Below are 13,384 nucleotides of genomic sequence, written 5' to 3' on the forward strand. Positions count from 1 at the left end.
CCTAGAAAACGAATTTTCTAGAGACTTTCTCTATCAAGTTTAAGAGAGAAGAAATATTCTCACTTACCAAGTTTCATGTTTCTTCTACAAAAGCTTAAGCTTTGCGTTTTACGAAGAATACCAATCCGCTCAATGCCAAGACTACAAATCCAAGCGCAGAAAGGATAGAGGTTGCTTCCCCTGTGTTTGGAAGTTCAGCTTTACCTTTAGTCTCCGTAGCTGGAGGTGTTGGTTTTGGATCCTCTTTTTGTCCTGGATCAGTTGGTTCTGTTCCTGGATTATTTGGCGTTGGATCTGGTGTTGGTGCTGGATCTGGCGTTGTTCCTGGATTATTTGGAGCTGGATTTGGATTTGGTTCTGGTGTTGGCGTTGGAACAGTGTATTTATTTGTAAATACAACTTCTTTACCATCGGCATACGAAACCTTTGCAGTCAAGAGACCTTGATCATCCGCAACTACAGTGACTGTTACGGTATGCTCAGTCTTATCGTATTCAATACCCTCTTCAGTACCAACTTTTTCAACCAAGGTATAAGTGTAAGTACCTGCTTCTTCGAATGAACGAACAAAGGCTACTTTACCTTCGACAGTATTCTTAGCTGTAGCTACAACTGCGCCTTTCTCTTTCAATTCGAAAGTATAAGCGTCAGCCGCAAGTTCTTTACCTTCAAGTTTCTTAGTTGCTTCAATCGTAGCTTCTACCGCTGGTGCTTTGAAGCTATTCTTGAAGACATTACCTGCTGGATATTCAACAGTTGCCTTCAAGGCATTTGTTGCTGCATCTTTGGTTACTGTTACCTTTGCAGTCTTTTCTGTATCGTAAGTAATACCAGTTGCTCCAGCATTCACTTCTTTTACAGTATAAGTATACTCACCTTCTGCATCATAGTTGATTGCATTAAATGTTACTTTTCCACCTTGGTTTGTTTTTGTATCAATTTTTTGTCCATCTTTGTACAATTCAAATTGGAACTCACCATCAACCAAAGTACGACCAGTCAATTCTTTCGTAAACTCAAGTGTTGCTGATGTAGCTGTTGGAGCTGGTGCTGTATAAATATTTGTGAAGACCCGTTCTGTATCCGCATCTTCTACAGTCGCAACCAATTGGCCTTTACCATCATCCGCAACAGTGACGAACACTTCATACGCATTTTGATCATAAGTGATTGTTTTATCGTCACCAGCTTTTTCAGTAATAGTGTAAGCGTAATCGCCTGCTGCTGAGAAAGTGACGTTGAAGGCAACTTCTCCTGAGGCAGTATTCTTAGCCGTAGCTACAAGGTCTGAACCTTCTTTCAGTTCGAAAGTATAAGCATCAGCTTCAAGCGCTTTTCCTTTCAAGACTTTCTTAGCTTTGATTGTAGCCTGCGCTGGTTCTGCTTTATAGTCATTAACGAAGACCGGTGTTTCACTTGTAACTGTCGCGACAAGTTGACCTGAGCCATTATCTTTCACTTCTACAGTTACTGGATGTTCTGTTTTATCATAAGTTACACCAAGTTTATTGCCAACCTTTTCTGTAATAGTATAGTTATATACTCCTGCTGTTGAATAGCTAATTTCAGAAAAACGAATCAATCCGCCAGCAGCATTCTTTGCTGTCGCAACAACCTTGTCACCCTCTTTCAGTTCAAACTCAAACTCATCTATCTCCAGCTCTTTACCATTCAAAACTTTTTTAGCTTCAATAGCAATTTTTGCTGGAGCTGCTTTATAAGTGTTGGTGAAGGTTGGGTTGTTACCTGTAACAGCTGCCTCAAGTTGTCCTTGACCGTTATCTGTAACGTTTACCTTAACTTCGTGTTTAGCAGTATCGTATGTCACACCTTTTTCACTACCTGCTTTTTCTGAGATAGTGTAAGTGTGGTCGCCTGCTTCATTGTATTCGATTTCTTTGAAAGTAACAGTACCGTCTGCAGCGTTTTTAGCTGTCGCAACGACTTTGTCACCTTCTTTAAGCTCGAATTCGTATTTATCAGCTTCGAGGGCTTTACCATCCAAGACTTTAGTAGCTGTGATCGTTGCACTTGTTTTAGCTGCTTTATAGGTGTTGGTGAAGGTTGGGTTGTTACCTGTAACAGTTGCAACAAGTTGACCTTGGCCGTTATCTGTAACTTTTACCTTAACTTCGTGTTTAACAGTATCGTATGTCACACCTTTTTCACTACCTGCTTTTTCAGTGATAGTGTAAGTGTAATCACCTGCTGTTTCGAACTCAATTTCTTTGAAAGTAACGGTGCCGTCTGCAGCGTTTTTAGCTGTCGCAACGACTTCTTCACCTTTTTTAAGTTCGAATTCGTATTTATCAGCTTCAAGTTCTTTACCGTTCAAGACTTTCTTAGCTGTGATAGTTTCTTTAGCTGGAGTTACTTTATAAGTGTTAGTGAAAGTTGGTTCTGCAGATGTGACAGTTGCTGTTAAAACTCCACTTTGGAAAGTTGCTGCTACAGTAACTTCCTTGGCTTCTGTATCAAATGTAACGCCTGCAACTGCTGTTGAAGTGTCCTCTTTGATGATGTAGTGATAAGTTCCCGCACCTTTTACTTGGAGATTCTCAAAGGTAATAGTTCCATCAGCTTTTGATTTTGCTGTGGCTACAGGGTCCTTCAAGTTCTCTGCAGAAAATAGGTTAAAGGTAAACTCATCCGCTTTTGGAAGTTTATCTGTACGTCCTTCTACTACTTTCTTAGCCGTCACATTGAATACAGCTGGAACAGGTTCATCTTTAAGATGAATAGTAGAACCCGCAGCACCGAGTTTAACTGTATACTCTTTTTCATCTAGTTTATAACCTGCTGGGGCAGTCTTCTCTTTGATCTTAAACGTTTTACCTTCCCATTTCTGATCATAAGTTTTCGTAAGCGCTACTCCTTTTTCATTCGTAGTCACTTCTGTTGTTTCACTTGCATCATCTGCTGCTGTCACAGTATATACCGCACCCGAAACCGGAGCAAGAGTGAAGGCATCAGTCTTATGAATCTTAATTTGGTAAGCAGTAGATGCTACAATCGTTCCAGAAATCAAAGACGTCGCCTCAGCTGTCATATCAAGTGCTCCCGGACGACTTGTATTCTGTGCTAATTTAGTCCCGTCAGCCAATGACAGAGCAACCCTATTTCCTACTTTACTTCCATCATTAGGAGTTGTTGTGTTATAAGAGACTATATAAGAGGTCGTTCCATCTTTAAAAATGATATCAAATGAAGTATAGTTTTCGTTCCACGAAACGGTATAGTCTTGTCCCTCAGTTAACAAAACTGCATCATCTGGAACGGCAGAAGTCCCAACAGTGATATTTGCCTTATACACTTTTAGAGTCTCAGGAATATACTGTGCAGGAGTGTAACTAGTATCATCATTTGGTATAGTATCATGTAATACAATATTTTGTCCTAAGTCTTGTTTCTCTGTATTTACACGTACACGCCAGGTAGACCATGCATCTCCCTTGCTAACCGAACCAATCTCAGCCAGTTTTGGAGAGTTCCAACTTTCAAGGGCAGCACGACCCCCAATTTTAGCATAATTTTCAGTACCAACTTTGGGACCATCGATTGTTTTTGAGGAATAAATGTGAGTCACTTCTTGCTTCAATGAGGATGAATTAAAGTTAATACGGGTTTTATTCTGATCCTTTAAGAATCTAAAAGTAACAGAAAAATTCCCTGACACATCCTTTACCTTATCTCCACCAGTTTTCTCTAGATATTTATCCAAGTTTTTTAAGGTGATTTTTGCTTTCCCACCTTGATCAGTACCATTTGAAGTCACTTCTGCTTCTCCAATAGTAACTTTTGTTGTCGGATCAATTAAATCCTGACTCCCTTCATAAACTGCCATAGGAGCAGGTATATCAAAGGTAAAATAATCTCCATTATTCAGATGTTCATTATACTGTTTGAGATCAAAAGTCACGCGAAGCTTATATGCTAAATTCGTACGAAGCGAGAAATCTCCTTCTGAACTCACATTTTGCTTAGTATCTGAAGCATCTAACAGATCAATACCTGTAATGACTTGTGTCAATTCTTTTGAAACAGGATTATCTGCTTTAACAATGCCTATCAAAACAGATGCTAGGCCTAAAATAGCAAAAGCTAACGCAGAAAATTTAGAAAGCATATTTAACGCTTTGCTTTTCGACATTTCTTCTCCTCTTTTCTATATGAAATTTTTATTTCTAATCTCCCTAAGAGATTACATCATACCATTTTGACAACCCCTATCACTAACTAGAGTTTATCTGATATATTATAACATTTCAATACAATCTATTCAAGTATATTAACTTAAAAATACACGTATTTGCACCATTCTATAACCTAGCCATTCAATTTTGAACTATTTATATCGGTAAACTGATATAAATAGCTTAATATATATTATATCTACAATTAGGCCAATCTTTGATATTATAGTAAAAAGCCAGTCATTTTGACTGGCTTTCTTTTCATTCTAATTGAATCTTAGCTCAATGCGTCATCCATTGAAAGAACTTCGTGGAAGACACGTTGTGTCAATTCAGTTTTTTGTTCTGGAGTGAGGTATTTAGTGTTTACACAGTATCCAGAGATACGTACGATAACGTCTTCACCTGACATAATCTTTTCGTAAACATCGTTCAAGTCCATAACGTTCAAGTTAACGTGTTGTCCACCGTTTTCGAAGTAACCATCAAGGATTGTTACCAAGTTATCAACTTGCTCGTCACGAGTCTTACCAAGAGCACGTGGAGAAACTTGAGTTGTCAATGAGATACCGTCAGCTGCGTAACCAAAGTCAAGGCTAGCAAGTGAGTTCAAGTTTTGCAACCATCCACCTTTAGCTTTGTTAGATGGGTTCGCACCTGGTGAGAAGAATTCAAGTTTAGACAAGTTCACAGAACCATCTTCGTTGAGGTATACACCTTTGTGGACTGGTGAGTTACCAGTTTGTTTAGAGTAAGCAACGTTAGATGTGATTGTCAAAAGTGATACAGTAGCTTCTGCGTCTTTGTATAGTTTGTGGCTACGTAGACGAGTTGTATAAGCTTCGATCAACCATTCTGCCAATTCGTTTGAACGTGGGTCATCTTCACCCCAACGTGGGTATTCACCGATTGTTTCGTAATCATAGATGTAGCCATTTTCGTCACGGATTGGTTTAACAGTAGCGTATTTAATCGCTGACAATGTATCAACAGTGTTAGCAAATCCACAGATACCGAATCCCATGTTAGCACGTTGTTTAGTTGGCAAGAAGGCCATTTGAACAGCTTCGTAGTTGTACTTGTCAGTCATGTAGTGGATGATGTTCAAAGCGTCTACGTAAGTGTCAGTCAACCAGTCAAGAGATTTTTCAAAGTTCGCTTTAACTGATTCAAATTCAAGAACTTCGTCACGGATAGGATCGATGTCAAATACTTTGTAGTCTTTGTGAACATCGTCGTAACCACCGTTCAAACCAGTAAGAAGAGCTTTAAGAACGTTTACACGAGCACCGAAGTACTGGATGTTGTGGCGTTGATCTTCGTTTTCTGGGTCAAGTGGTGACACACAGCATGAGATACAGCTCATTTCTCCGTATCCGTCTTTAGCCATTGTTGTTACACCTTCGTATTGGATAGAAGAGTGTTTGTGGCTCATGTGCATACAGTAGCGACGGAAGTTGTAAGGCAATTTGTCAGTCCAAAGAACTGTCAAGTTTGGTTCTGGTGAGTTACCGATGTTGTCAAGAGTGTTCAAGAAACGGTAGTCCATCTTAGTAACACGGTGACGACCGTCGTTACCCATACCAGCCATAGAAGTTGTGATGAAGGTTGGGTCACCTGAGTACAATTGGTCATAAGCTTTTGTACGAGCAAATTTAACTGTACGAAGTTTCATAACGAAATCATCAACGAACTCTTGGATTTCTGATTCAGTAAATGTACCGCGAGCAAGGTCACGTTCTGCAAAGATATCCAATACGATTGGCACACGTCCTAGAGATGTTGCAGCACCGTTGATAACACGGCAGACAGCCATGAAGGCGATGTTAACCCATTGGATTGCTTCTTTCGTGTTCATCGCTGGTTTGCGGACATCAACTCCGTAAAGGTCACCCAAGCGAACAACTTGTTGCAATGCTTGGTATTGAAGGTTTACTTCTTCACGAAGACGGATTGTTTCTTCATCAATTTCTTTGATCGCATTCCAGTCGTTTACTTTTTCTTGCATCAAGTAGTCTGCACCGTAAAGAGCAAGACGTGCGTAAACACCGATGATACGTCCACGTGAGTAGGCATCTGGAAGACCAGTTACAGTGTGAGCGTGACGAGCGCGACGGATATTTGAAGTATAGGCACGGAAGATACCGTCGTTAACTGTTGTTACGTATTTAGTGAAGATTTCGTGAACAGCTGGATCTGGTTCGTATCCATTTTCTTTCAAAGTAGTTTCAGCCATACGGATACCACCTTTTGGCATGAAGTTCAATTTGAAGAGTTCATCGTTTTGGATACCAAAAATCACTTCGTTTTCTTTGTCGATAAATCCAGCAGGAATATCAGCAATAGATGTTGGACGAGTGTCCATTGGGAAACGAGTTTCTTCGTAGTGTGCTTTTGTTTCTTCTACGATTTTTTTGATGTGAAGTGAACGTTCTGTTGGTCCAGCAAGGAAACTTTCATCTCCATCGTAAGGTGTGTAGTTAGCTTGAACGAAGCGAGAAATACTTGCTTTTTCTTTCCAATCTACGCCTTTGAAGCCTTCCCAAGCTTTATCAAAAATATCTTGTGCTTCAACAACTGTCTTAACAACCATGTTAATGTCCTCTTTTTTCTAGTAACAGTCATCTGTTACATTCTTGAGACAAGTATACCATACAGTAACCGATTTCAACAAGAGAAAATCGGCATTTTAGACGCTTTCTTTTATAATACAGTCTCTTTTTTGTTCTTATCTGTATTATATTTTTGAAAGTCAGGTTGAACTTTCCCATTTTTTCAGAAAAAAGGGTATAATAAATAGAAAATGACACTAGAAAGGGATTGGAATGCTCATATTTCCATTGATAAATGATCTGTCCAGAAAAATCATCCATATCGACATGGATGCCTTTTTTGCTGCGGTGGAAATAAGAGATAATCCCAAGTTAAAGGGCAAACCTGTCATTATCGGAAGCGATCCCAGACAAACAGGTGGGCGTGGTGTCGTTTCTACCTGTAGCTATGAGGCACGAGCTTTTGGTGTTCATTCAGCCATGAGCTCTAAAGAAGCTTATGAGCGCTGTCCCCAAGCTGTCTTTATCTCTGGAAATTATGAAAAGTATAAGACTGTGGGACTTGAGATTCGTGCTATTTTTAAACGCTACACTGATTTGATTGAACCTATGAGTATCGACGAGGCATACTTAGATGTGACGGAAAATAAACTCGGTATCAAGTCTGCAGTCAAAATAGCCCGCCTCATCCAACAAGATATCTGGCAGGAGCTACACCTGACTGCTTCTGCAGGTGTTTCCTATAACAAATTCTTAGCTAAAATGGCTAGTGACTATCAAAAACCACATGGTTTGACAGTGATTCTCCCAGATCAAGCCCAAGACTTCCTCAAACAAATGGACATTGCTAAATTTCATGGCGTGGGCAAAAAAACAGTTGAACGCCTTCATGAAATGGGCATTTATACTGGTGCAGACTTATTGGATGTCTCAGAAGTCACTTTAATCGATCGGTTCGGCAGACTCGGTTATGAGCTTTATCGAAAGGCAAGGGGCATTCATAACTCACCGGTCAAGTCCGATCGCATTCGTAAGTCCATTGGCAAGGAAAAAACCTACGGAAAGATCCTACAAGTAGAAGAAGACATTAAAAAAGAGCTGACTCTTCTCTCCGAAAAGGTAGCTCACAATCTCAGCAAGCAGGACAAAGCTGGAAAAATCATTATCCTAAAAATACGATATGCTGACTTTTCCACTCTGACTAGACGAAAAAGCCTCCCACAAGCAACACAGGACACTAGTCAGATTTCTCAAACTGCCCTTCAACTCTACGAAGAACTAGCTGACAAAGAAAAAGGTATCCGTTTACTAGGAATTACAGTGACAGGATTTTAAAAAGCTTGAAGGAAAATTCCCTCAAGCTTTTTTCTTATACAAACAAACGCACAAAACTATAGAGCAACAAGACACTACCGAGTACGATACGGTATTTCCCAAAGAGTGTAAAGTCGTGTTTCTTCACATAGCTGGTCAAGAAACGAATAGCAACCATGCTGACTCCAAAGGCAACACCCATGGCTACAAGAAGTAAGAATAGTTGACCAAAACTCAAAAGTTGACCTGCTTTGATAAATTTGAAAATCTTTAAAGCACTGGCTCCGAACATAACAGGAATTCCGAGATAGAAGGTAAACTCTGTTACGACTGAGCGGCTTGTTCCATTCAACAAACCACCAACGATAGTCGCACCTGAACGGCTCGTTCCCGGGAAGAGGGCGAGGACTTGGAAGAGCCCAATGTAAAGGGCTGTTTTATAAGGCAACTTGTCAAGCTCTGTTACTGTTGGTTCAATGGCTTGCGCCTTATTTCGTTTTTCAAGGTAGATAAAGGCAACACCATAGATAATCAACATAATCGCAACTGAAACCATGTTATGGAAGTTGGCATCAAACCAATCATCTAGTTTAAAAACCAATAGCAAAGGTAAAGTCGCAACGAAGACTTTTGACCACAATTGCCAAGTTCTACGAACTTCGACCTTAGTTTTACCATGTTTGAAAGGGTTAAGCTTGTTAAAGTAAATGACCATAACTGCTAAAATGGCACCAAGCTGGATGACAACATTAAACATGGACATGAAGGCTTCATTTTGGTCCTTGTATTGTACAAATTCTTCTACCAAGATCAAATGTCCAGTACTTGAAATGGGCAACCATTCTGTAATTCCTTCAACAATCCCAAAAAAGATTGACTTCAAAATTTCAATAAAATACATACATTACTCCTTTTTCTGTCCTCTATTATAGCATAATTTCGGATGTTGCGATAGATTTTTTAGAAGGCGCCGATGCTACCACCGCCACCGCCTCCTGAGAATCCTCCACCTGAAGAACCACTTCCAGAAGATACAGAGTAATTGCTAGCTGTATTTGCGACAGCAGTATATTGCTTGATTTGTGCAGTTGAGGTGTAGAACTGTGAGTGCCAACCATAGGCTACATAAAGATTCAAATCTGGATTTTCAAGCTGAATATGACGGACTTTCATTAACTTGCTCACCTTCTTGGCATAACCAAAGAGAGTCGCATAGACCAGTAGACGGTTCCAAAGGACGATGCTCTCTAGCTCGGCCTGATCCAGATGAGCGATGTCCCGAAGCATATTTTCAAAACTCGTCCAGAGATAGAAGATCTCCGCTCCTTCCTCTGTTAGAACTCCATCGCGATAAGCTCCTCGCGTGGCAAGGTAAACCCAGAAACTAGCCCCTAATCCTGTCAATCCTAAGAGTAGAAATGGGATCGAAAAGAAACCATGTGTTTGCCAGCTATAGTAAAAGAATAGCAGTCCACCTAGAGCTGTTATGGCTGAACAAACTCGCATCCCGAGAGCAAGGCGACGTTCCTCACTTGTCAAGGGACGATAGTAGCTTGGGATACGAAGTACATGGACCTTATCCTTTACACAAGACTGAATGCGTTGAAGTCTTCCTTCAAAGGAGCGTTTGAGACGCGAGCCTGTTTCTCGGATATGTTTTTCATCTGACTCTTTGGCACCACGGTAAAGGGAAGATGAAACTTGGTAATCAGGGAAGAGCTCTGAAATAGCCAATTCTTTCTTATTTGACAAAGTCATGCGCAGGCATTCCTTCTCAAAATTGGACAAACCCTTTTCACTGATAATGCGCACATAAGGTTCCTCATCCCTTTGAAAAATAGATAAATGACCTCGATCGACTAAATCCAACAAGGTTGCCTGAATCAAACGTTCAAAAGTAAATTTACCAAACCCTGATTTGTTTAGGGGATTGACTTCCTCTAAGGAAGTTGAATACACAGCTTCTGCTAAAACCATTGGAGGCAAATCCATCGGTGGTTCGTAGAGTCGATGATCTTTTGGAAAGACCTTTTTAATGCTTGTACTCTGACAAAACTTCCTATAGAAGAGAGGAACTAGAAGTAAGAGACTCATAAAAATGACGGGAAATACCCATTTCATCATTATCTCACTTTGCGCTTTTTCTGTCGCTATATTGCTTTCAATCCGGTTAAAATCCGTTAAACGTTCTTCCTCTAATCCTTGATCTGGAGCTCCTGCAAAAGCACTTCTCGGCCAGTATGCGTGTAATTCGATCTGTCGCTTTCTAGGAAGGTCTTTCATTTTGACATGATAGAGATTATTTGCTTTTTCAACACTAGAGTCCCTTAGGAGTTGGCCTGCATGAAAATAGAGTTTCTCTGCTGGAGTATCAGAGCTAACCTTAAACTCAATCTCTTTGATGTCTCCAGTACTATCGGTCAAGGGTTGCCAATTTAGCTCTGCGATATCCTTATATAAGAAGAGAAGGTTTGTTAGTTTCCAGGTAACCGTTACACGAACAGTATCTCCAGCATATCCAGCATTGTAAATTTTTACCTTGTAGCCGTCCTCTTCCTCCATGGTATAGAAGGAAGCATTTTGAACAATTCTTCCATTTTTAGAAACCTGAACGGTCGGATCGGGATCAATATCAAATCCTTCTGGCATTTTCCCAGCTTTCCCGAGTCCAACTAACTGACCATTATAATCATCTCCAAAGCGGTAGGTAATTGTTTCCTTAAAAATTGCAGTATTATCTGCATGAATATTCAAATCACCCTGATAGGATAAGATATCAAAGTCTACTGCAAAAACCAGGTTCGGTATAAATAATAAATAAGTAAATACCAAAGCCAACAGCCATCTTTTTTTCATAATCGGTTCCCTTTCAATCTTTTTACCATTATATCATTTTTTATAAGTAAAGGCTTACTTGTATTGAAAATCTCGCTATTTTTAGATACAATAGAGGGAGTCATTTTTAGACTAGAAATAGGAGAAAACATGAAAAAATTATGCTTATCTATCCTTGCTAGCTTAGCCCTTACCTTAGGACTAGTTAGCCAAGTCCAAGCCGACGAATATTTACGCATCGGGATGGAGGCAGCTTACGCTCCCTTCAACTGGACTCAAGACGACGATAGTAACGGCGCCGTCAAAATCGACGGTACCAACCAATATGCCAACGGCTACGATGTTCAAATCGCTAAAAAGATTGCCAAAGACCTTGGCAAGGAACCCTTGGTCGTGAAAACCAAATGGGAAGGACTTGTTCCAGCCCTTACTTCTGGCAAAATCGATATGATCATTGCCGGTATGAGCCCAACCGCTGAACGCAAACAAGAAATTGCTTTTTCAAGCAGTTACTATACTAGCGAACCGGTTCTATTGGTCAAAAAGGACTCTGCCTATGCGAATGCCAAATCTTTGGAAGACTTTAGTGGAGCAAAAATCACGTCTCAACAAGGTGTTTATCTTTATGACCTGATTTCCCAAATTCCAGGTGCCAAAAAAGAAACAGCTATGGGTGACTTCGCCCAAATGCGTCAAGCTCTGGAGGCTGGTGTTATTGATGCCTATGTTTCTGAACGACCTGAAGCAATGACCGCTGAGTCTGCTAACGCTAAGTTCAAAATGATCCAACCTCAACCAGGTTTCAAAACTGGCGAGGAAGATACAGCTATTGCCATTGGACTTCGTAAAGATGACAGCCGCATCAGCCAAATCAATGCTAGCATCGAAACCATCTCTAAGGATGAACAAGTAGCCCTCATGGATCGTATGATCAAAGAGCAACCTGTGGAGTCTACAACAACAGAGGAAGAAAGTAGTTTCTTTAGCCAAGTCGCTAAGATACTTTCTGAAAACTGGCAACAACTCTTGCGTGGTGCTGGTATCACACTCTTAATCTCCATTATCGGAACCATCACAGGTCTCCTTATCGGACTTGCGATTGGGGTCTTCCGTACCGCTCCACTATCTGAGAACAAGGCAATGTACGCCCTACAGAAACTAGTCGGTTGGATTCTCAATGTCTATATCGAGATCTTCCGTGGTACACCGATGATTGTTCAATCTATGGTTATCTACTATGGAACTGCCCAAGCTTTCGGTATCAACCTTGACCGCACACTAGCTGCTATTTTCATCGTCTCAATCAATACGGGAGCCTACATGACAGAGATCGTTCGTGGTGGTATTCTAGCAGTTGACAAAGGACAGTTTGAAGCTGCAACTGCTCTTGGTATGACCCACAATCAAACCATGCGTAAGATTGTCCTGCCTCAGGTTGTCCGCAATATTCTACCTGCTACTGGTAATGAGTTTGTCATCAATATCAAAGATACCTCTGTATTGAACGTTATTTCAGTTGTTGAGCTTTATTTCTCAGGAAATACTGTAGCAACACAAACCTATCAATACTTCCAGACCTTTACCATCATCGCCGTGATTTACTTTGTCCTCACCTTTACTGTGACCCGTATCCTACGCTTCATCGAACGTCGTATGGACATGGATACTTACACTACAGGTGCTAACCAAATGCAAACGGAGGATTTGAAAAAATGACACAACCAATCCTTGAAATCAAACACCTCAAAAAATCCTATGGGCAAAACGAAGTGCTAAAAGACATTTCTCTCACCGTCCATAAAGGAGAGGTTATTTCCATCATCGGAAGCTCTGGAAGTGGAAAATCAACCTTCCTTCGTTCAATTAATTTACTCGAAACACCTACAGAGGGAGAGATTCTCTATCGAGGAGAAAATGTCTTAGAAAAAGGCTATAACCTCACCCATTATCGTGAAAAACTCGGTATGGTTTTCCAATCTTTCAATCTCTTTGAAAATCTGAATGTCCTTGAAAATACAATCGTCGCTCAGACGACTGTCCTTAAACGTGATCACTCTGAAGCTGAAAAAATTGCCAAAGAGAATCTCGAAAAAGTTGGCATGGGAGAACGATACTGGCAAGCCAAACCGAAGCAACTCTCAGGAGGTCAAAAACAACGCGTGGCTATCGCCCGCGCACTCTCCATGAATCCTGATGCCATTCTCTTCGACGAACCAACATCTGCCCTTGACCCTGAAATGGTCGGAGAAGTCCTCAAAATTATGCAGGATTTGGCTCAAGAAGGCTTGACCATGATCGTCGTAACCCACGAAATGGAGTTCGCTCGCGATGTCTCTCACCGTGTCATCTTTATGGATAAGGGTGTCATTGCTGAAGAAGGCAAACCAGAAGACCTCTTTACAAATCCTAAAGAAGAACGAACAAAAGAATTTCTTCAACGTTATCTCAGCTAATAAACAAAGACTGCATAAAGAATGCAGTCTTTTTAGT

General features: G+C 40.6%; 7 protein-coding genes. 3 read left to right on the forward strand and 4 right to left on the reverse strand.

The window, feature by feature from the left end:
• Positions 1-94 precede the first annotated feature (94 nt).
• Together NYE79_RS08630 and pflB are read right to left on the reverse strand one after the other, a co-directional pair.
• Positions 95-4,150 (reverse strand): FctA domain-containing protein, encoded by a 4,056-nt coding sequence (locus tag NYE79_RS08630; RefSeq protein ID WP_339293687.1) that lies wholly within the window; start codon positions 4,148-4,150, stop codon positions 95-97.
• Positions 4,151-4,470: 320 nt separating this feature from the next.
• A complete protein-coding gene (pflB, locus tag NYE79_RS08635; RefSeq protein ID WP_000260621.1) occupies positions 4,471-6,786 on the reverse strand; it encodes a formate C-acetyltransferase in 2,316 nt (771 codons plus the stop codon).
• Positions 6,787-7,018: 232 nt separating this feature from the next.
• Between pflB and dinB the strand changes: the two genes are divergently transcribed.
• The gene (gene dinB, locus NYE79_RS08640) at positions 7,019-8,080 is read left to right on the forward strand and encodes a DNA polymerase IV (protein ID WP_070657691.1); all 1,062 of its coding nucleotides are present in this window, start codon (positions 7,019-7,021) and stop codon (positions 8,078-8,080) included.
• 34 nt (positions 8,081-8,114) lie between these two features.
• Here the strand turns inward: dinB and NYE79_RS08645 are convergent, their stop codons facing one another.
• Positions 8,115-8,960 carry an undecaprenyl-diphosphate phosphatase gene (locus NYE79_RS08645; RefSeq protein WP_216728562.1) on the reverse strand — a complete coding sequence of 282 codons (846 nt, stop codon included), beginning with the start codon at positions 8,958-8,960 and terminating at the stop codon, positions 8,115-8,117.
• A 59-nt stretch (positions 8,961-9,019) separates the two neighbouring features.
• Entirely contained in the window at positions 9,020-10,915 is a 1,896-nt protein-coding gene (locus NYE79_RS08650; protein WP_084922120.1) for a DUF2207 domain-containing protein, read from the reverse strand.
• Between the two features lie 129 nt (positions 10,916-11,044).
• On the opposite strand from NYE79_RS08650, the gene NYE79_RS08655 reads away from it, so the two are divergent.
• Positions 11,045-12,610, forward strand: coding sequence for an ABC transporter substrate-binding protein/permease (locus NYE79_RS08655; RefSeq protein WP_000732044.1), 1,566 nt, complete (start codon positions 11,045-11,047; stop codon positions 12,608-12,610).
• Positions 12,607-13,347 carry an amino acid ABC transporter ATP-binding protein gene (locus NYE79_RS08660; RefSeq protein ID WP_000193351.1) on the forward strand — a complete coding sequence of 247 codons (741 nt, stop codon included), beginning with the start codon at positions 12,607-12,609 and terminating at the stop codon, positions 13,345-13,347. The genes NYE79_RS08655 and NYE79_RS08660 overlap by 4 nt, the downstream gene beginning before the upstream one ends.
• Positions 13,348-13,384: the final 37 nt, after the last annotated feature.

Source organism: Streptococcus sp. FSL W8-0197, assembly GCF_037963785.1.
Classification (GTDB): domain Bacteria; phylum Bacillota; class Bacilli; order Lactobacillales; family Streptococcaceae; genus Streptococcus; species Streptococcus oralis_CQ.